Origin of the sequence: Sporosarcina sp. SG10008, assembly GCF_044569405.1 — a bacterium.
Taxonomy (GTDB): domain Bacteria; phylum Bacillota; class Bacilli; order Bacillales_A; family Planococcaceae; genus Sporosarcina; species Sporosarcina psychrophila.
The window spans coordinates 2,551,454-2,571,740 of sequence record NZ_CP172607.1 but is presented as its reverse complement, the minus strand read 5'-3'; the positions used below and the strand labels follow the sequence as shown (position 1 = coordinate 2,571,740).

Here is a 20,287-nt window from a genome sequence, read left to right as displayed (position 1 = left end):
CACAATGGATACAAATCAATACTTGGAAATGTTTATAGATGAGAGTAAGGAGCATCTACAAGCATGCAACGAACATCTGTTGGAACTCGAGAAAAACCCGCTAGATCTTGCCATTGTAAATGAAGTATTCCGGTCCGCTCATACGTTGAAAGGGATGTCGGCAACAATGGGATATGAAGACATAGCCGATCTTACACATATGATGGAAAATGTATTGGACGCAATCCGTAATTCGAAAATTCGTGTTACAGCTGAAATTTTGGATGTCGTATTTCAAGCTGTCGATTACCTTGAAGAGATGGTGATGGATATCGCCTCAGGTGGAACCGGTAAGAAGGATGTAACCAAACTTGTTGAATCATTGAACAGGATTGAAGTTGGTGGGGCGGTGGTAGCTGAAACTGCAGCAGCTGTTGTACTAGAAGATAAAGTTAGCCATGAAGATTCACTTCGTTATGATGGGTACGAAATGACTGTCCTTAGTCAATCATTTGAGCAAGGATTTAGCGCATTTGAAATTAATGTGAAACTACGAGAAGATTGTTTATTGAAAGCAGCAAGAGTGTATATGGTATTTGAAATACTGGAAAAGTCCGGTGAAATCATTAAATCTGAGCCCAAAGTAGAACGGCTAGAAAATGAAGACTTTAACGAAACGTTTACAGTGGCGCTTATTACAAAAGAAGATGCGGATGTTTTGAAAGCCAAAGTATTAAAAGTGTCCGAAATTGAAAGCGTGACTGTCATACCTGTTACAACTGATTATTTGATGCGTGATACAGATGAAGAGTCCGCTAAAGAGTCAGAATCGATTACGCCTACTACTATAGATGCAGATGCTAAAAAAGGTAAACGCAACTCAGGCGTACAATCCGGTAATAAAACAATTCGTGTGAATATTGATAGACTCGATGTTCTCATGAATCTTTTCGAAGAGCTGATCATTGATCGGGGAAGACTTCAATCAATTGCAAGTGAAATCCATAACCCAGAATTGAATGAAACGGTCGAACGGATTACACGTGTATCTGGTGACTTGCAAAACATCATCTTGAACATGCGCATGATACCGGTTGAGACTGTATTCAATCGTTTCCCTAAAATGGTCAGGCAGTTGGCACGTGATCTTAACAAGAAAGTTGAACTCGAAATCATAGGAGCTGAAACTGAACTTGATCGAACAGTTATTGACGAAATCGGGGATCCGCTTGTTCACTTGATTCGTAATGCACTGGATCATGGTATCGAAAGTCCGGCTGAGCGTGTTGCCAAAGGGAAGCCTGAAGAAGGTACTGTAACTTTACGTGCTTATCATTCAGGTAATCATGTATTTATAGAGCTTGAAGACGATGGAGCCGGTGTCAATCGTGAACGTGTACTTGCGAAAGCAATTAAAAGTGGCATTGTAACAAAAGAGACAGCTGAAACACTGACGGACCGTCAAGTAGCTGAACTCATTCTGGCATCTGGATTCTCGACAGCTGAAAAAATTTCGGATGTATCTGGACGCGGTGTAGGGTTAGATGTCGTGAAAAATACCATTGAATCGCTCGGCGGGTTTATGTCAATTGAATCGAAAGAAGGACAAGGTTCCTTATTCCAAGTTCAACTTCCATTAACCTTATCAATCATTTCCGTTATGCTAGTAGAATTGAAAAAAGAAGTGTTTGCAATTCCTTTGTCATCAATCATTGAGACGGCTATCATTCAGACTTCTGAAATTATGAATGCGCATAACCAACAAGTTATCGATTTCCGTGGCAATATCATACCACTATTAAATTTGACGGAAATTTTCGAAATACCAGAACAAAATGGTGAGTTGGATGGCTATCAGTCTGTAGTTATTGTCCGTAAAGGCGAAAGATTAGCGGGACTGGTTGTCGATTCATTCATTGGGCAACAGGAAATTGTGTTGAAATCGCTTGGTAATTATTTGCAAAGTGTATTCGCGATATCCGGTGCAACGATTCTTGGAAATGGACAAGTTGCACTCATTGTCGATTGCAACGCATTGATTAAATAAGCGGGGGTGAAAAATATGACTGATAAACTCAATCAAAAAGAAATGAAAGTAATTGTTTTTCAATTGTTGGATATGGAATATGCCATCAGTGTCGATATCGTTCAGTCAATCGAAAAAGTGCTTTCGATTACCCGGGTTCCCAAAACGCCAGCTTATGTTAAAGGAGTTATTAACCTTAGAGGGATCGTTACGCCAATTGTCGACTTACGTGAGCGGTTTGGTCTCGCATCAAAAGAGATGGATGATAGTACAAGAATAATAATTGTCACTTTAGATGAATATGATGTAGGGCTGATTGTAGATGCTGCGAATGATGTACTCGACATTCCAGTTAATGCAATCGAACCACAACCAGAAGTCGTCGGTACTATAGAGTCAGACTTCATATCCGGCGTCGCTAAAGTGGAAAAACATCTTCTTGTTATGCTGAATCTAGATAAAGTTCTTGAGCCCGTGAAGCGGGGGGCATCAGATGAATTCTGATAATAAAATTACGGACATGCATCTTGATGTCTTGAAAGAAGTGGGGAATATTGGAGCGGCACACGCGGCAACTTCATTGTCACAACTGCTTAACCGTAAAATTGATATGCATGTTCCGAATGTCAAACTAGTGTCATTTGATGAGATGTTTGACCTTGCCGGTGGTGCTGAAACAATAGTAGCTGGAATCTTCCTCCGGATTGAGGGAGATTTGTCCGGCAGTATGTTTTTTGTACTACCCGTGGAATCAGCAAATCACTTCATTAGAAGATTAATTGAGGACGAGACATTCGATTTTGCCTCTCCTAATCTTCTTGAAATAGGAATTTCCGCCATGCAAGAACTTGGCAATATTCTTTCAGGTTCATATTTGTCCGCACTGTCCGATTTTACGGGCTTGAAAATTTATCCTACAGTACCTTCGTTAAGTGTCGATATGGTTGGTGCAATCGTCAGTTTCGGGCTTATTGAAATCTCTCATTATAGCGATGAAGTCATCGTTATTGACACGCAGATTCGTGAGGAAGGTGAGGAAGGAATTTCAAGTGTAAACGGTCACTTTTTCCTGCTTCCGGACCCCCCATCTTACGTTACTATTTTCCGTTCACTAGGTGTAATGTGAGATGATGATTTTGAACGAGGTAATTCGGGTAGGAATCGCGGATATGAATATCGTCAAGGAACCGATGACAATTAGAACTTCAGGTTTGGGTTCATGTGTCGGAATTGTACTCTACGATGAGCGTAAAAAGATTGCGGGAATGGTACATATCATGCTTCCGGATTCCAGTCTTGGTAAATCGGATCGCATTAATGTCGCTAAGTTTGCGGATACCGGCATTTACGCGTTGATGGAATTGCTCAAGGCGGAAGGTGTCAGACCTATGGCTTTGAAGGCGAAAATTGCGGGTGGTTCACAAATGTTTCAATTCGGTTCAAGCGACACGATTCGCATTGGTCCGCGAAACGTTGAAGCCGTTAAACAAGAATTGAAACGATTGTCTATCCCAATTATTGCTGAAGACACAGGGGGCTCGAGCGGCCGTACAATTGAATTTAATCCTAGAGAATCAATGCTTAACATCCGAACAGTAAATTTAGGAACGAAGGAAATTTGAAGATAGAGCGGATGAATTCTTCCGCTGGATAATTAAGCATGGTGGCTGATTAGTTCAGTCGCCTTTTTTGCACCGAGAAACTATAAATCTCTTGGTCTATGGATAACCAGTGGAAAGTGCTAGTTTACGTCCAGTCCCCAGCGTCTAGAGGGCCGGTTCATAAAACGCCTTTGAACAGGCACTTGCGCATTTTTTCTGTTTCTTTGCTATAATATGAGTAACTATGACGGAATCACCATGGAAAGTGAGGGATTCGATGTCGAAACAGGATTTGATGGAGGAAGCCGTATGTTGGGACCTGTGGATTCGTAATCGTGATCCCGAAGCAGGAGACATACTTGTCCGTAAGTACACGCCGCTTGTCAGCTATCATGTGCAACGGATTAGCTCTGGATTGCCCCGTAACGTTTCTCGTGACGACATAATGAGTCTAGGACTTCACGGTCTATTTGATGCGTTGACGAAATTCGATCCAGGCAGGGATTTAAAATTTGATACGTATGCATCTTTTCGTATCCGTGGCACCATTATCGATGGCTTGCGGAAAGAAGATTGGTTACCGCGTTCTTCTAGGGAAAAATCCAAAAAACAAGAAGAAGAAATTATGAAGCTTGAGCAAAAGCTGCAACGTCATGCTACACCAGAAGAAATTGCTGAGCACATGGGAATAAGTGTAGATCAGGTATATCAGACTGTCCATGAACATTATTTTTCAAACGTCCTTTCTATTGATGAGAAAGTCAATGACGATGACGATGAAGGACAAAAGTCGTTTATCATAAAGGATGAAGGTACAAAGACTCCTGAGCAGAAGACTATGATGACTGAATTGATTGGTGACTTGACCACTAAAATCAATGAACTAAATAAAAATGAACAGCTTGTATTGAGCTTTTTTTATACAGAAGAAATGACTCTTACAGAAATCGGTGAGATTTTAGGTTTATCTACGTCGCGGATTTCTCAAATTCACTCGAAAGCGCTATTCAAACTTCGCAAACTATTAGCAACTGAAATTGTTGATGGAGGGATCTTATGAGTTTGAAGGGGATTGAACTGCAAATTGCGATACCCAAGACCTTCGATGCGGGAAAAATCGCAGAACAAAAGCACCAACAAACCCAATTAAACTTAGATCATGCCAATTCACTTATGGAACGGCAAGCGTTAAAAGGCAAAGAAACTGTCTTGGAATCGGAAGAGGCAGCGAAGGCGGCGGCAGACGGACATCGACAGGAACATAATCAAGGAGAGTTGCAAAACGGAGACCACCAACAAAATGAAGAGGAAAAGAAGACGATACACCCTTATAAAGGTGCGTTTGTTGACTTTACAGGCTAATGACGATGATAACGATTTTTTTAGTGTTTCTATTCATCATACAAATAATAAGTTTTTACTTCCTAGCTTTGCTTTACACTAAAGTTACGAAGTTTGATGATCTCGAAAAAAAACAGCGCAAGCTTATGACTGAAATGGATAATTCGATTGTCGCATACTTGTCGGAGTTGAAAGACGAGAATGAGCGCTTAATTGAACAGCTTACAGTCCATGCTCAACAACCTGACTTCAAAAAAACAACTGTAAGTGCTTCACAAGAACCTGCGGCTTCTGAAGAAGTTCGGCCCGTAATACGTGCCAGCATACCTAAAATGCCAGTTAATCTTGCTCTCAAGTCTTATAAGTCAGCAGGACAGGCCACTGAGGAGTCTAAGGCGCCAGTTGAAGCCGAGGATGCAAGAACACAGGTAATTAGACTGTACGACGCGGGGCAGTCCATAGAAGAAATTGCTAAGCAACTAGGCAAAGGGCGTACAGAGATAGAGTTAATCTTGAAATTCAGATGAAGTATATATGTTAAACAAATGAATACCTATATAAACTAAACGAAGGTGCCTTACAAGGGCAGTCGACGTGAATTTAATAGGATTCTTCAATATAAACTATGAAGGTTGCAATAAAGATAATCATATGGTATATTATCGAATGGTAATACTACACACGTGGACGGACGTCAGGAATGGTGCCGAGAGGTCGTTTTGGCGGATGAGGTGCACGGAGGGAATTAAACCAAAACAGGAGGAATACAAAATGTCAGTTATCTCAATGAAACAACTGCTTGAAGCCGGAGTACACTTCGGTCACCAAACACGCCGCTGGAACCCGAAAATGAAGAAATTCATCTTCGTGGAACGTAACGGAATCTACATCATCGATCTACAAAAAACGGTGAAAAAACTTGAAGAAGCTTACGCATTCATGCGTCAAGTTGGTGCTGATGGCGGTAAAGTTCTATTCGTCGGTACTAAAAAACAAGCACAAGATGCAATTAAAGAAGAAGCTGAACGCGCTGGAATGTATTATATTAACCAACGCTGGCTTGGTGGAACACTTACAAACTTTGGCACAATCCAAAAACGTGTTGCACGTATGAAACAAATCGAGAAAATGGAAGAAGACGGTACATTTGACGTACTTCCTAAAAAAGAAGTTGGACAACTTAAGAAACAACACGAACGTCTTGTGAAATTCCTTGGCGGAATCCGTGATATGAAAGCAATTCCGGATGTTATGTTCGTTGTTGACCCACGCAAAGAACGCATCGCGGTTGCTGAAGCAATCAAATTGAACATTCCACTAGTTGGAATCGTTGACACGAACTGTGATCCAGACGAAATTGACTACATCATTCCTGCGAATGATGATGCAATTCGCGCAGTACGTCTATTGACTAGCAAAATGGCTGATGCTTTGCTTGAATCAAGACAAGGCGAAGACGAAGAAGCGACTCAAGAAGAAACTGTAGCTGCAGAGTAAATCCAGTAAATGAAAAGACGATAAGCGGCTTATACCCTTATCGTCTTTTTTCGGAATTGATGGCATAAATAGGAGGAATGGAAAAAAATGAAAATTACAGCGCAAATGGTTAAGGAATTACGGGAAAAAACAGGTACAGGTATGATGGACTGTAAAAAAGCGTTAACAGAAACAAACGGTGACATGGAAGCGGCAATTGATTTCCTACGTGAAAAAGGTCTTTCTAGTTCTGCTAAGAAAGCGGATCGTATTGCTGCAGACGGTACAACGTATATTCATGTTGACGGTAACGAAGCAATTATTCTTGAAGTGAACGCAGAAACTGATTTCGTAGCTAAAAATGAAGGTTTCCAAACACTTGTAAACGATCTTGCTGTACACCTTCTTGCTACAAAGCCTGCTACAGTCGAAGAGGCAGTTGCATCTACATTGCCAAACGGATTGTCAGTAGCGGATCATATTTCAAACACTGTTGCTAAAATTGGTGAGAAAATTACACTTCGTCGTTATGAAATTCGTACGAAAACAGATAACGATGCTTTCGGACCATATTTGCACATGGGTGGACGAATCAGTGTCCTTACTATTGTTGAAGGTTCAACAGATTCAGATGCAGCAAAAGACGTTGCAATGCACATTGCAGCATTGAATCCGAAATACGTTTCACGTGACCAAGTTTCTGCTGAAGAAGTTGAGCACGAACGTAAAATCCTTACAGAACAAGCGCTTAACGAAGGTAAACCAGAAAACATCGTTGCGAAAATGGTTGAAGGCCGTATCGGTAAATACTTCGAAGATATTTGTGTACTTGATCAGGCATTTGTTAAAAATTCCGATCAAAAAGTTGGCGATTTCGTGAAATCAACTGGCGGTACATTGAAAGAATTTATCCGTTATGCAGTTGGTGAAGGTATTGAAAAACCTGAAGATAACTTCGCAGATGAAGTTATGAGCCAAGTTAAAGGTAACTGAGCCGTTATAGACTAACAAATGGGGAACACATGCGTGTGTTCCCCATTTTTCAAGAGCTAAGAAAGTATAAGTTTTTCAACATGGAACAGTGTCTAGCTCCAGGCGCCTAGGAGATTGGGGCATAAGCCAGTCCGGCTATGTGTGCAAAGAACGCCACGTCACCGGCCCATCTTATGCATGTCGTGGGCCTCTACAGGCTGCGTTCATTTATAATAGGCGCTTGTGCTTTTCTTAAGAAAAAAGAATAGATGGAGGATACAAATGAGCAATCCAAAATATAAACGTATCGTCTTGAAATTAAGCGGAGAAGCACTTGCTGGTGATCAAGGTTTCGGTCTATCGCCAGAAGTTATTAAAAACGTTGCAATACAAGTGAAAGAAGTTGTTGACCTAGATGTCGAAGTTGCCGTTGTTGTCGGAGGCGGAAATATTTGGCGCGGTAAAGTTGGCAGTGAAATGGGAATGGATCGTGCGACAGCAGATTACATGGGCATGCTCGCTACGGTTATGAATTCCCTTGCTCTACAAGATTCACTTGAGAAAATTGGCGTTGAAACTCGTGTCTCTTCATCAATTGAAATGAGACAAGTTGCGGAACCATACATACGCCGCAAAGCAATCCGCCATCTTGAAAAGAAACGTGTCGTCATTTTTGCAGCAGGTACGGGGAATCCGTATTTCTCAACTGATACGACAGCAGCGCTCCGCGCAGCTGAAATTGAAGCGGACGTCATTCTTATGGCGAAAAACAATGTGGACGGCGTTTATTCAGCTGACCCGGCTAAAGATAAGAATGCAGTTAAATACTTAGAACTATCGTTTTTGGATGTCATTAACCAAGGGCTTGAAGTAATGGATTCAACGGCTTCAACTCTATGTATGGACAACGATATCCCACTCGTAGTATTCTCTATTATGGAAAATGGAAATATTAAGAGAGCCGTCCTAGGTGAATCGATCGGGACGGTCGTCAGGAGGAATTTATAATGGCTAACGAAGTAATGGATCAAGCGAAAGATCGTATGGAAAAAGCAATTGGTGGATATACGAGAGAACTAGCTTCTATTCGTGCAGGACGTGCAAGCGCTGCAATGCTGGACAGATTAACTGTTGAGTATTACGGTGCTCCTACTCCAATATCACAGATGGCTGGTATTTCAGTACCTGAGGCACGTCTGCTTGTCATTCAACCCTATGACAAGACAATACTTGCTGATATTGAAAAGGCAATCATGAAATCGGATATCGGAATTACACCTTCTAATGATGGTAGCGTTATCCGCCTTGCTGTTCCAGCATTGACAGAAGATCGCCGAAAAGAACTTGTGAAATCTGTGAAAAAAGAAGCAGAGGAAGCAAAAATAGCGATACGTAATGTTCGTCGTGATGCGAATGAAGATTTCAAGAAACTTGAAAAAAGTAGTTCAATTACTGAGGATGAACTACACCGTTATGGTGAAGAAATCCAAAAGTTGACGGATTCACAAATCGTGAGAATCGATGAAATTGCAAAAGATAAAGAAAACGAAATCATGGAAATCTGATAGAAGAACTTTCTATATTCCGAGACGTCCTTATTTCAGGACGTCTTTTTCTTTGCTTAGGAAATTATAAAGTTCTTGGCTTGTGGATAATTCGTGAAAGGTGCTATTCCACGTCGAGACACCAACGCCCCTGAACAGGCGTTTCCGCATTTGTTCTTTATGAACAGCAATAAAAAATGAAATTAACCGTCTAATTTGTTACGATAGAGTATGTACTTGCTCTGATAGTAGCTGAGTGGAGGAAACGATATGCTGGAAAAAATATTTGGGAAAAAAACTGTGGTGGCAGCTAGTTCAATTTCGGACCGAATGACAACTGTTAAAAGCAAGCATATCCCTGCCCACGTGGCGATTATTATGGATGGCAACGGCAGATGGGCGAAACGGCGTAATTTACCAAGAATTGCAGGTCATCATGAAGGGATGAAAAAGGTTCGTGTAATAACACGTATTGCAAATGACCTTGGTGTAAAAGTACTTACACTTTACGCCTTCTCAACGGAAAATTGGAAACGACCGAAACTAGAAATAGATTTCTTGATGAAACTTCCAGGAGAGTTTCTTAGTACCTACCTCCCCGAACTAATTGAGCAAAACGTGAAGGTTGAAATGATTGGAAACTTTGATATGTTGCCTGAACATACGAAAAAAGCAATTAGTAAAGCAATTGAAGAAACAAAGCACAATGACGGTTTAACATTGAACTTTGCCATGAATTACGGCAGCAGGCTAGAACTTGTCGAATCTGTCAAAGAAATTGTGGCACTGGTAGCGGATGGTTCAATTAATCCTGAAGATATTGATGAGTCACTCATTGGATCCCATTTAATGACCGCTCATTTACCGGAACCAGATTTACTGATCCGCACAAGCGGCGAAGTCAGGTTGTCCAATTTCATGCTATGGCAGCTCGCATATGCCGAGCTTTCTTTTACAGACGTGTTGTGGCCAGATTTTGATGAAATATGCATGCTGAATGCGATTGAAGAATTCCAATTGCGAAATAGACGTTTTGGTAGTGTAGAAGGGAATGGAGACGTTTGAAACAGAGGATACTAACGGCAATCGTTGCGCTTATCTTTTTCGTTCCACTAGTTGTAATAGGTGGGTTGCCCTTCACGATTGCAGTTTATGCAATTGCAACAATTGGGTTATATGAACTTTTACGGATGAGGGACATTCAATTAATTTCAATTGAAGGTATTTTGACATGGGTTGCGCTTGCAATATTACTTATGCCTGCCAATTGGAGCGGCACCGTCTTCGAAATGGTTGGTTATACAAAAATCGAAATGACATTTGCTATTGTCCTTATGCTATTGATTTATACAGTTGTTGTTAAAAATCGATTTACGTTCGATCATGCAGCTTTTTCTGTTTTAGGTGTGTTGTATGTCGGAATTGGGTTTTATTATTTGATTGAAACGAGATTATTCGGAATCGAATATGTCGTATATGCTTTGATGGTAATTTGGGTTACGGATTCCGGTGCCTATTTCACAGGTAGAAAAATAGGTAAGCGTAAATTGTGGCCGGAGATCTCCCCGAACAAGACAGTGGAAGGTTTTGTAGGCGGTGTATTGTCAGCTGTTGTTTTTGCTTGCATCTTCCAAATCTACTTCCCTATTGCTTCTACATATATCATACTTATTGTTGTGACGATTATTGCATCGATTGTCGGGCAATTGGGCGACCTTGTCGAATCGGCACTAAAAAGGCATTATGAAGTGAAGGATTCAGGAAAGCTCCTGCCAGGTCATGGTGGGATTCTAGACAGGTTCGATAGTCTCCTTTTTGTACTGCCATTACTTCATTTTCTACACTTTGTAGGATAAGGGAAAGGGTGTCTACATGACAAAGAAAATAAGTCTACTAGGGGCTACAGGCTCCATCGGTATACAGACACTGGATATCATTGGTTCCAACCCCGATAAATTTAAGCTCGTATCTTTTTCAGCTGGTTTGAATATCGATAGTGTAAGGGAAATTGCTTCAGCGTATCATCCACAAATGATATCTGTAATAAGATGTGAAGATGCCGAAATGCTGAAAACGGAATTTCCCGCTATCGAATTTGTTTACGGAGATGATGGCCTTGTTGAAGTTGCGGCACGTACGGGTGCTGATATATTGCTTAATGCCGTCATCGGCAGTGTTGGGCTTAAACCAACACTTGAAGCAATCCGCGCTGGGATAACTATCGCTATTGCCAATAAGGAAACACTTGTCGCAGCAGGAGAAATCGTTATGAGCGAAGCCCGTAAATACGGTGTACCGATTTTACCTGTGGATAGTGAACATTCAGCACTTTTCCAAGCGTTGAACGGTGAAGATCCGAAACGTATTTCTAGGCTTATTTTGACGGCTTCAGGCGGAAGTTTCAGGGATCTTACCCGGGCAGAACTTGCAAACGTGACGCTTGAACAGGCTCTTGCGCATCCTAATTGGTCAATGGGCAATAAATTAACAATCGACTCGGCGACCATGTTGAACAAGGGGCTTGAAGTGATTGAGGCACATCATCTTTTTGCAATGCCTTATGAAAAAATTGATTGTTTGCTTCATAAGGAAAGTATCATCCATTCGATGATCGAGTTCGAAGACACAAGTGTCATGGCACAACTTGGTTCACCAGATATGCGCGTACCTATCCAATATGCTTTGACCTATCCAGATCGGATTCCGATGCAAAACGCGAAACCGCTTCGTCTCGAAGAAATTGGAATGTTGCATTTCGAGAAAATGGATCTAGTTCGTTTTAAGGCGTTGGGACTTGCATATGCTGCTGGTAAAGAAGGTGGTACAATGCCAGCTGCCATGAATGCTGCAAATGAAGTGGCTGTAGCGTTGTTTATGAATGGTCGTATTCCATTTGTGCAAATTGAAGACATCATTGAACGGGTAATGGAGGCGCATCGAACAATTCTAACTCCGAGTCTTGAAGCAATTTTGGAAACAGATTCGCTTACTCGAAAAATGGTGTATGCTATGGTAGAATGAGTTTTTTAGAAACGGCCAAAGAGGTCAGTGAAGGTGGTTTTTCATGGAAACCGTTATTTCGTTTATAATCGTATTCGGTACTTTGGTCTTTTTTCATGAACTAGGACATTTCTTGTTTGCGAAAAAGGCTGGAATCATGGTGCGTGAATTCGCAATAGGATTCGGCCCTAAAATTATTGGTATTCAAAAAGGTGAAACGTTATATACAGTTAGACTTCTGCCGCTTGGTGGTTATGTCCGGATGGCAGGGGAAGACTTTGATACGGTTGCATTACAGGCTGGTTATCGTGTAGGTCTATTAATTAATGCTGCGAATGAAGTTGAAAAGATTTACTTGAACCGCAATGTTGCGAATCCTGACGTTCTATTCCTTGAAACCGAGTCATCTGATTTGGAAAAGGAACTATTCATCGAAGGCTATGATGAAGAAGGGCAGCTTGTCCGTTACAATGTATCTAGAAAAGCGGTTATCTATGAGAAGGGGCAGAAAACACTTATTGCCCCGTATGATCGCCAATTCGAATCGAAGTCTCTCGGCGGCCGAGCAATGACTATCTTTGCAGGTCCATTGTTTAACTTTATTCTGGCGTTTTTCATATTCCTTACGATCGGACTGTTACAAGGTGTACCGACATATGAACCCGTTATTACAAACGTGGTTAGCGGTGATCCTGCACAGGTTGCTGGTATGAAAGATGGAGACTTCGTTAAAGTGGTCGATGGCAAACCCATCGAAACATGGCAGGAGTTTGCTGAAATCATTCAAAATAGTCCCGGTATACTGCTCCAGCTTGAAGTGGATCGTAACGGTGATTCGGTGATGATGGATGTTGTACCAAAGACACTTGAAGAAAAAGGTAAAGAATACGGCCAGATTGGCGTGAAGTATACAAGCCCAGTAGAGAAAGGTGCATTAAAAGCAGTTCAACATGGGGCGGAAGAAACAATTGTATGGTTTAAAAGAATAGCCGATTTACTCGGGCAGCTTGTAACAGGTCAATTGTCATTCGACGCCTTATCAGGACCTGTAGGTATTTACCAAGCTACTGGGGAAGTAGCGCAGCACGGTATATATAGTCTTATGAACTGGGCGGCAATTTTAAGCATTAACCTGGGGATTATGAACTTGTTGCCATTGCCAGCACTTGACGGCGGAAGGCTATTGTTCTTCCTGTTTGAGGCAATTCGTGGTAAGCCAATCGCCAAACAAAAAGAAGGAATGGTCCATTTCGTAGGGATTGTTCTGCTGATGTTACTTATGCTTATAGTAACCTGGAATGATATACAGCGCTTTTTCTTTTAAAGAAAAGCGCAAGGCGCCATTTAGCCCCGACAAGCGCTGTAGGGCCAGTCGGAAAAGGCGTCCTTTGCCTTTATCGACAGGCTCGAAGCGACTCGAGGGGCTGGCGCCTGAAGTCTAGACAAGAAAAGCGCAAGGCGCCGTTTAGCCTCGACAAGCGCTGTAGTGCCTGTCGGGAAAGGCGTACTTTGCCTTTATCGACAGGACCGAAGCGACTCGAGGGGGTGGCGCCTGAAGTCTAGACAAGAAAAGCGCAAGGCGCCGTTTAGCCCCGACAAGCGCTGTAGGGCCTGTCGGGAAAGGCGTACTTTGCCTTTATCGACAGGACCGATGCAACTTGGCTTAGGTCGGCACGTATCTCTGAGCGCCGTAGCGAATTAAATGGGATTCTTTATATTGACCTATATACCAAGGAATTCCAAAAACAATACTTAAGGTGGGAACATAGATGAAACAATCGCGAACATTCATACCTACGATGCGTGAAGTACCTTCTGATGCCGATGTAAAATCACATCAATTACTTTTACGCGCAGGTTTTATCCGACAAAATACAAGTGGAATTTATTCATTCCTACCTTTGGGAAAGAAAGTACTTCAAAAAGTCGAGACAATTATCCGTGAAGAGATGGAAGCAATCGAAGCTGTAGAAGTATTTATGCCTGCTATGCAACAAGCGGAACTTTGGCAGGAAACTGGCAGATGGTACTCATATGGTCCTGAGCTATTCAGAATGACTGATCGGCATAAAAGGGAATTCGCCCTCGGTGCGACTCATGAAGAAGTAATTACTTCACTTGTTCGCGATGAAGTGAAATCTTATAAGAAGCTACCACTGACAATGTTCCAAATACAGACGAAGTTCAGGGATGAACAGCGTCCACGTTTCGGACTTCTGCGAGGACGCGAATTCATCATGAAAGATGCGTATTCCTTCCATGCGACGGAAGAAAGTCTTGATGAGAAATACCAGGAAATGATGCAAGCCTATACGAATATCTTTACAAGGCTTGGGCTTGATTTCCGTGCAGTTATGGCAGACGGTGGATCAATCGGTGGTACAGATACACATGAATTCATGGCGCTGTCTGACATTGGTGAAGATACAATTGCATATAGTGATTCATCCTCATATGCAGCTAACATTGAAATGGCTGAAGTGAATGTCAACTATGAAAAACTGGATGAAGCATTGCGGGAAGTAGAAAAAGTCGCAACGCCTGATCAAAAAACAATCAGCGAAGTTGCTTCATACCTGAATGTCGATGCAACTCGTCTTATTAAGACACTTATCTTCAAAGCAGATGATGAGCTAATCGCAGTCCTTTGTCGTGGAGATCATGAAATCAATGATATTAAGTTGAAAAATGTACTTGGTGCCTCAGAAGTTGAGTTCGCAGCTGAAGGTGATGTTACTGAGCTTCTTTCTTGTGGGGTTGGTTCAATCGGGCCAGTTAAACTTCCTCTTGATCTTAAAGTGATTGCAGATCACTCAGTCGCATCAATCGTCAACGGTGTATGCGGAGCAAACGAAGACGGTTTCCATTTGACAAATGTCAATCCAGAACGTGATTTTGCTGTGGATCGCTATGAAGATCTTCGTTTCATCCTCGAAGGAGACGCGTCTCCGGATGGCAAGGGTACCATTAAGTTTGCCAAAGGAATTGAACTTGGACATATATTCAAATTAGGTACGACATATAGTGAACCGATGGGCGGAACATTCCTTGATGAAAACGGCAGATCGAAACCGTACATCATGGGCTGTTATGGCATTGGCGTATCACGTATACTTGCAGCTGTCGCGGAACAGTTCAATGATGAGTACGGATTGAAATGGCCGAAGAAGATTGCGCCATTTGATGTCCATCTAATTGCCGTAAATCTTAAAGATGAAAGTCAGAAAGAATTGGCTGACGAATTATATAGTGTTCTAAAATCTTACAGATATGATGTCCTGTATGATGATCGTCCTGAACGTGCAGGCGTTAAATTCGCAGATTCAGATTTGATTGGTCTACCGATTCGCATTACAATCGGGAAAAGAGCTTCAGAAGGAATTGTCGAAATCAAATTCAGACAAACCGGAGAAACTGCTGAATGGCAAAAAGAAGAACTAACTGAAAAGTTACAAGCATTTTTCACAGCTGAATAACTATTGAGAAGGGAAGGCCGCATGTCGGTACTTCCCTTCTTTTTCGAAAGATTAAGAAAGAATGTGTTTTTTGACCTAGAACAGTGTCTAGCTCCAGGCGCCAGCCGCTCGGTCATAAGCAATCCAGCTATGTGGCAAAGAGCGCCACGTCCCGGGATCGACTTATGCCTGTCGCGTCTAGACGGCGCCTTGCGCTTTTCTTACTGATGAAGGATTGGAGAGGCTTATGGACGCTATAAATAAACTATATATCTTGCTGCAACAAATCGAGATGACAGATGATCAATATGTCATTCACTTTGAACATGCGGAACTTAACCGTGTGAACATTCACCGAAAATCAAGAGTGTGGCAATTTAATTTAACGCTCGACAAGCCATTACCAGTAGATGTCTATACAGTGTTTTCACAACGTATCCATAAAACATTTGCGGCCATTGCGACGGTTAAGCTTCAGATTACATCCAGAAACCAGGAAGTAGATGGGCAATTACTAACGGATTATTGGCCATTTATCATCGAAGAGTTGAGTGATATGTCTCCGCCAATCAGAGAACTTCTTATTGGACAAAAGCCGGTCATGACGGGTGGTAAAATGACGCTTTCTTGTACGAATGATTTGGAACTACAAATGATGAAAGGCAAATATGCTGGACTCATCACGGATGTGTATACATCATTCGGATTTCCACGGCCTGTCGTCGATTTCAAATTGACAGATGAAGATAGCGGAGCGGAAGCTGCCCGTGAAGCATTTATGGCGCAACGGCTAGCGGAAGAGGAAGCGTATGGTAAAAAAGCGCTTGAAGATTTAAAACTAAGGGAAACATCCCAGAAAGAAAGTGGCACTGTATCTGGACCATTCCGTCTCGGAACGCCAATTAAACCAGATGAGCCTATGCTCGAAATTCAGCAAATTCAGGACGAAGAACGTCGCGTGACAATAGAAGGCTATGTGTTTGACACGGATGTTCGTGAACTGCGGAGTGGACGCTCACTGTTGACGATTAAAGTAACAGATTACACGGATTCAATTCTTGTTAAAATGTTCTCGCGTGATAACGAAGATGCGGAAATGATGAAGGCGCTGAAAAAAGGGACATGGATTCGAGCCCGCGGCGGTATCCAAAACGATACGTTCGTACGGGATCTTATTATGATGGCTCAAGACGTTATGGAAGTGTCTCCTATTATCAGACAAGACAAGGCGCCGAAGGACCGAAAACGGATTGAGCTGCATGCACACACGACGATGAGTCAGATGGATGCCGTTGTATCTGCATCTGCACTTGTTGAACAAGCGGCGAAATGGGGACACCCCGCAATCGCAATTACAGATCACGCGAACGTTCAATCATTTCCAGAGGCGTATAACGCTGGGAAAAAACATGGTGTGAAAGTCATTTTCGGACTAGAAGCAAATCTAGTTGATGACGGAGTGCCTATCGTTTTTGATGAACAGCATAGAAAGCTTGAAGATGATTCATTTGTTGTATTTGACGTTGAGACGACAGGGCTTTCAGCGGTGTATGACAGAATCATCGAGCTGGCTGCAGTCAGAGTGAAAAATGGTGAGATTATTGAGACGTTCGAAAGATTCTCAAATCCACATCATCCGCTATCATCGACAACGACCAGATTGACGGGAATTACCGACGAAATGGTAAAAAATGCACCGGAAATTGAGGATGTCACGAAAGATTTCGTCGAATTTATTGGCGATTCGATTCTTGTTGCTCATAATGCGAAATTCGATATGGGCTTCTTTTATCAAGCATGTAAAAAGGCGGACTTGGAAGCCGCGGCCTATCCGGTTATCGATACGCTCGAACTGGCCCGCTTCCTGTACCCAGAAATGGGTAATCACAGGCTTGGTACGTTAGCGAAAAAGTTCGGAATCGAACTGACTCAGGCTCACCGAGCAATCTATGATACCGAAGCGACTGCACATCTGTTCCTTCGTTTGTTAAAAGATGCGGAAAGCAAAGGCATCGAATACTTGGATGACTTTAACCGCCATATTGGTGAAGGTGACGTCTACAAACGGTCCCGTCCATCGCATTGTACACTTTTAGCGGTGGATGATGAAGGATTGAAAAACCTGTTCAAACTTGTTTCGTACTCACATATGGATTATTTCTACCGTATTCCGCGTATTCCGCGTTCATTGCTAGTTAAATACCGTAAAGGGCTGCTTGTTGGCTCTGGTTGTGATAAAGGTGAAGTGTTCGAGGGGCTTATGCAGAAACCGATGGAAGAAGTAGAGGAAATTGCGAAGTTTTATGATTACCTTGAAGTCCATCCCAAACCAGTTTATTCGCATTTGCTTGAACTTGAATTGATTCGCGATGAGTGGAATATGGAAGACATCATGCGGAAACTAATCAAGCTTGGGAAAAAGGTTGGTTTACCCGTTTGTGCAACTGGAAATGTCCATTACATTGATGAAACGGATGCAACATTCCGCCAAGTACTTGTCAGATCACAAGGTGGAGCCAATCCAATGAACAGGCATTCGCTACCGGCGGTCCAATTCCGAACGACGGATGAGATGCTGGAAGAGTTTGCGTTTCTAGGTCAAGAAGTCGCGGAAGAAATAGTCATCGACAACCCGCATGCAATTTTAGAAAGAATCGGTAACGTAAAACCAATCAAAGATGATCTTTATACTCCGACAATCGAAGGTGCGGATGAAGAAGTACGTGAACTGACGTATTCGATGGCGCACGGAATCTATGGTGAGCAATTGCCGGAAATCATCGAAGCGCGTATTGAAAAAGAACTAAAATCGATTATTGGTCACGGCTTTGCGGTTATCTACCTTATATCGCATAAACTCGTGAAGAAATCGCTAGATGAAGGGTATCTGGTTGGGTCTCGGGGGTCTGTCGGTTCGTCGCTTGTTGCTACGATGATGGAAATCACCGAAGTAAATCCAATGCCGCCACATTATATTTGTCCGACCTGTAAGGTAGCCGAGTTTTTCGATGATGGATCTGTCAGTTCTGGCTACGATCTTCCAGACAAAATGTGCCCAACATGCGAAACGCCGTTCAAAAAAGATGGTCAGGATATCCCGTTTGAAACTTTCCTTGGATTTAATGGGGATAAAGTTCCCGATATTGACCTCAACTTCAGTGGTGATTATCAAGCACATGCTCATAATTATACGAAGGAACTGTTCGGTGAAGATTTTGTTTATCGTGCAGGGACGATTGGAACAGTCGCTGAGAAGACCGCCTATGGCTATGTACGCGGCTATATGAATGATAATAATTTGAACTTCCGTGGCGCTGAAATTGATCGACTGGTACAAGGTTGTTCAGGCGTTAAAAGGAATACGGGGCAGCATCCCGGCGGAATTATCGTTGTTCCGGATGATATGGATATATTCGATTTTACACCCATTCAGTTTCCGGCGAATGATTTGAATTCGAGTTGGAAGACGACTCATTTTGACTTCCATTCCATTGACAATAACTTGTTGAAACTCGATATTCTTGGTCATGATGATCCGACAATGATTAAAATGTTGCAGGATTTATCCGGCATTGATCCACTTACGATTCCACCGGATGATAAAGGCGTCATGGAATTATTCAGCGGTACAACTTCGCTTGGCGTCACTCCGGAGCAAATCGGTTGTAAGACGGGTACGCTTGGTGTGCCTGAGTTTGGGACAAGATTCGTACGGCAGATGCTTGAAGAAACGAAGCCATCGACGTTTTCGGAACTGATTCAAATTTCCGGATTGTCTCATGGTACGGACGTTTGGCTCGGCAACGCCCAGGAATTGATTCAGAACAAAACTTGCGAATTGAAAGACGTTATTGGTTGTCGTGATGATATTATGGTGTACTTGATCTATCAAGGGCTAGATCCGTCGATGGCCTTTCAGATTATGGAATTTGTCCGTAAAGGCCGCGGGTTGACACCGGAGTTTGAAGCGGAAATGAAAGCTCAAAGCGTACCTAACTGGTACATTGAATCTTGTAAAAAGATTAAATACATGTTCCCGAAAGCACACGCAGCTGCCTATGTATTGATGGCGCTACGCATCGCATACTTCAAAGTGCATCATCCAATTCTGTACTATGCAACATACTTCACAATACGGGCAACGGACTTCGATCTACTGACGATGACGAAGGGGTCTGCGTCGGTTAGAGCGCAAGTTAAAGAGATTAATGCAAAAGGGCTTGATGCAACGCCGAAAGAAAAGAGCTTGCTCACGGTACTTGAAATTGCGCTGGAAATGTGGGAGCGCGGTATTTCATTGGCAAGACCAGATTTGTATAAATCCGACGCAACAACATTCCTTATTGAAGGCGATACACTGATTCCGCCATTTAATTCAGTTCCTTCTCTTGGAACGAACGTTGCGAATTCAATTGTTGAAGCAAGGAAAGACGGAGAATTTCTTTCGAAAGAAGATTTCCAACAGCGCGGCCGTGTTTCGAAGACAATTGTCGAGTATATGGACGCATTAGGTTGTTTGGAAGGTATGCCTGATGCGAATCAGCTGTCCCTCTTCTAGGATTTTTGCTGGGTTTTTCGAAATACAATATGTAGCGTTGTTTAACATCTATTGTATAATCCCCGCAAAGGAAGCTGGAATTATGCAAACAAACCGAACTCTTCTTGTTCGGTTTGTTTGCACCAGCAAATATCGTATGGTATGATGGGAACAACTTTTGTAATAGTCTTGCGCAAAAAGAGTGGGATTTCCCGCTCTTTTCTGTTGTTCTGTACTGTTTTTTAATTTTATTTGGTAGAAGTTCAGGCTTTCATCAAATAAAGTTAGAGCCTCCGGCGGATGCCACAGATTTTGTAGTGAATTAAATCTACCTAATCTTGGCGCAAATACGCCGA

The 20,287-nt window shown here is 42.4% G+C and carries 17 protein-coding genes; all 17 read left to right on the top strand.

The window, feature by feature from the left end; translation table 11 throughout:
• The first annotated feature begins 4 nt into the window (after positions 1-4).
• The 17 genes from ACGLYD_RS12370 (at position 5) to ACGLYD_RS12290 (ending at position 19,952) form a co-directional block, all read left to right on the top strand.
• Positions 5-2,026 carry a chemotaxis protein CheW gene (locus ACGLYD_RS12370; protein WP_399628174.1) on the top strand — a complete coding sequence of 674 codons (2,022 nt, stop codon included), beginning with the start codon at positions 5-7 and terminating at the stop codon, positions 2,024-2,026.
• Positions 2,027-2,041: 15 nt separating this feature from the next.
• The gene (locus ACGLYD_RS12365) at positions 2,042-2,509 is read left to right on the top strand and encodes a chemotaxis protein CheW (RefSeq protein ID WP_399628171.1); all 468 of its coding nucleotides are present in this window, start codon (positions 2,042-2,044) and stop codon (positions 2,507-2,509) included.
• Positions 2,499-3,131, top strand: a complete 633-nt coding sequence (locus ACGLYD_RS12360) for a chemotaxis protein CheC (protein WP_399628168.1) — start codon at positions 2,499-2,501, stop codon at positions 3,129-3,131. Before ACGLYD_RS12365 ends, ACGLYD_RS12360 begins: the two co-directional genes overlap by 11 nt.
• Before the next feature lies 1 nt (position 3,132).
• Positions 3,133-3,627: a chemotaxis protein CheD gene (locus tag ACGLYD_RS12355; RefSeq protein WP_338655891.1), complete on the top strand. Its 495-nt coding sequence runs from the start codon at positions 3,133-3,135 to the stop codon at positions 3,625-3,627.
• 256 nt (positions 3,628-3,883) lie between these two features.
• On the top strand, positions 3,884-4,666 hold the full coding sequence (locus ACGLYD_RS12350) for a FliA/WhiG family RNA polymerase sigma factor (protein ID WP_342538736.1): 783 nt from the start codon (positions 3,884-3,886) through the stop codon (positions 4,664-4,666).
• Complete coding sequence (locus tag ACGLYD_RS12345; protein ID WP_187045381.1) at positions 4,663-4,968, top strand: RNA polymerase subunit sigma; 306 nt, start codon at positions 4,663-4,665, stop codon at positions 4,966-4,968. The genes ACGLYD_RS12350 and ACGLYD_RS12345 overlap by 4 nt, the downstream gene beginning before the upstream one ends.
• Positions 4,969-4,973: 5 nt before the next feature.
• Positions 4,974-5,474 carry a DUF6115 domain-containing protein gene (locus tag ACGLYD_RS12340; protein ID WP_187045380.1) on the top strand — a complete coding sequence of 167 codons (501 nt, stop codon included), beginning with the start codon at positions 4,974-4,976 and terminating at the stop codon, positions 5,472-5,474.
• A 244-nt stretch (positions 5,475-5,718) separates the two neighbouring features.
• Positions 5,719-6,444, top strand: a complete 726-nt coding sequence (gene rpsB / locus ACGLYD_RS12335; protein WP_067211184.1) for a 30S ribosomal protein S2 — start codon at positions 5,719-5,721, stop codon at positions 6,442-6,444.
• Between the two features lie 87 nt (positions 6,445-6,531).
• Positions 6,532-7,416 (top strand): translation elongation factor Ts, encoded by an 885-nt coding sequence (gene tsf / locus ACGLYD_RS12330; RefSeq protein WP_067211181.1) that lies wholly within the window; start codon positions 6,532-6,534, stop codon positions 7,414-7,416.
• A gap of 261 nt (positions 7,417-7,677) precedes the next feature.
• Positions 7,678-8,403, top strand: a complete 726-nt coding sequence (gene pyrH / locus ACGLYD_RS12325) for a UMP kinase (RefSeq protein WP_067211178.1) — start codon at positions 7,678-7,680, stop codon at positions 8,401-8,403.
• Positions 8,403-8,960, top strand: a complete 558-nt coding sequence (gene frr / locus ACGLYD_RS12320; RefSeq protein ID WP_067211177.1) for a ribosome recycling factor — start codon at positions 8,403-8,405, stop codon at positions 8,958-8,960. Before pyrH ends, frr begins: the two co-directional genes overlap by 1 nt.
• Positions 8,961-9,209: 249 nt before the next feature.
• A complete protein-coding gene (locus ACGLYD_RS12315; RefSeq protein WP_187045379.1) occupies positions 9,210-10,004 on the top strand; it encodes an isoprenyl transferase in 795 nt (264 codons plus the stop codon).
• Positions 10,001-10,795: a phosphatidate cytidylyltransferase gene (locus ACGLYD_RS12310; protein WP_187045378.1), complete on the top strand. Its 795-nt coding sequence runs from the start codon at positions 10,001-10,003 to the stop codon at positions 10,793-10,795. Before ACGLYD_RS12315 ends, ACGLYD_RS12310 begins: the two co-directional genes overlap by 4 nt.
• A gap of 16 nt (positions 10,796-10,811) precedes the next feature.
• A complete protein-coding gene (locus ACGLYD_RS12305; protein WP_342538732.1) occupies positions 10,812-11,960 on the top strand; it encodes a 1-deoxy-D-xylulose-5-phosphate reductoisomerase in 1,149 nt (382 codons plus the stop codon).
• A gap of 43 nt (positions 11,961-12,003) precedes the next feature.
• Positions 12,004-13,263, top strand: coding sequence for an RIP metalloprotease RseP (gene rseP, locus ACGLYD_RS12300; protein ID WP_338655896.1), 1,260 nt, complete (start codon positions 12,004-12,006; stop codon positions 13,261-13,263).
• Positions 13,264-13,708: 445 nt separating this feature from the next.
• Positions 13,709-15,415 carry a proline--tRNA ligase gene (locus tag ACGLYD_RS12295; protein WP_067211165.1) on the top strand — a complete coding sequence of 569 codons (1,707 nt, stop codon included), beginning with the start codon at positions 13,709-13,711 and terminating at the stop codon, positions 15,413-15,415.
• Positions 15,416-15,629: 214 nt separating this feature from the next.
• The gene (locus ACGLYD_RS12290) at positions 15,630-19,952 is read left to right on the top strand and encodes a PolC-type DNA polymerase III (protein ID WP_399628158.1); all 4,323 of its coding nucleotides are present in this window, start codon (positions 15,630-15,632) and stop codon (positions 19,950-19,952) included.
• Positions 19,953-20,287 lie beyond the last annotated feature (335 nt).

Excerpts from the sequence above, each read along its gene's own strand:
- ACGLYD_RS12370 (WP_399628174.1), top strand. The coding sequence starts at position 5 with ATGGATACAAATCAATACTTGGAAATGTTTATAGATGAGAGTAAGGAG.
- ACGLYD_RS12365 (WP_399628171.1), top strand. The coding sequence starts at position 2,042 with ATGACTGATAAACTCAATCAAAAAGAAATGAAAGTAATTGTTTTTCAA.
- ACGLYD_RS12360 (WP_399628168.1), top strand. The coding sequence starts at position 2,499 with ATGAATTCTGATAATAAAATTACGGACATGCATCTTGATGTCTTGAAA.
- ACGLYD_RS12355 (WP_338655891.1), top strand. The coding sequence starts at position 3,133 with ATGATGATTTTGAACGAGGTAATTCGGGTAGGAATCGCGGATATGAAT.
- ACGLYD_RS12350 (WP_342538736.1), top strand. The coding sequence starts at position 3,884 with ATGTCGAAACAGGATTTGATGGAGGAAGCCGTATGTTGGGACCTGTGG.
- ACGLYD_RS12345 (WP_187045381.1), top strand. The coding sequence starts at position 4,663 with ATGAGTTTGAAGGGGATTGAACTGCAAATTGCGATACCCAAGACCTTC.
- ACGLYD_RS12340 (WP_187045380.1), top strand. The coding sequence starts at position 4,974 with ATGATAACGATTTTTTTAGTGTTTCTATTCATCATACAAATAATAAGT.
- rpsB (WP_067211184.1), top strand. The coding sequence starts at position 5,719 with ATGTCAGTTATCTCAATGAAACAACTGCTTGAAGCCGGAGTACACTTC.
- tsf (WP_067211181.1), top strand. The coding sequence starts at position 6,532 with ATGAAAATTACAGCGCAAATGGTTAAGGAATTACGGGAAAAAACAGGT.
- pyrH (WP_067211178.1), top strand. The coding sequence starts at position 7,678 with ATGAGCAATCCAAAATATAAACGTATCGTCTTGAAATTAAGCGGAGAA.
- frr (WP_067211177.1), top strand. The coding sequence starts at position 8,403 with ATGGCTAACGAAGTAATGGATCAAGCGAAAGATCGTATGGAAAAAGCA.
- ACGLYD_RS12315 (WP_187045379.1), top strand. The coding sequence starts at position 9,210 with ATGCTGGAAAAAATATTTGGGAAAAAAACTGTGGTGGCAGCTAGTTCA.
- ACGLYD_RS12305 (WP_342538732.1), top strand. The coding sequence starts at position 10,812 with ATGACAAAGAAAATAAGTCTACTAGGGGCTACAGGCTCCATCGGTATA.
- rseP (WP_338655896.1), top strand. The coding sequence starts at position 12,004 with ATGGAAACCGTTATTTCGTTTATAATCGTATTCGGTACTTTGGTCTTT.
- ACGLYD_RS12295 (WP_067211165.1), top strand. The coding sequence starts at position 13,709 with ATGAAACAATCGCGAACATTCATACCTACGATGCGTGAAGTACCTTCT.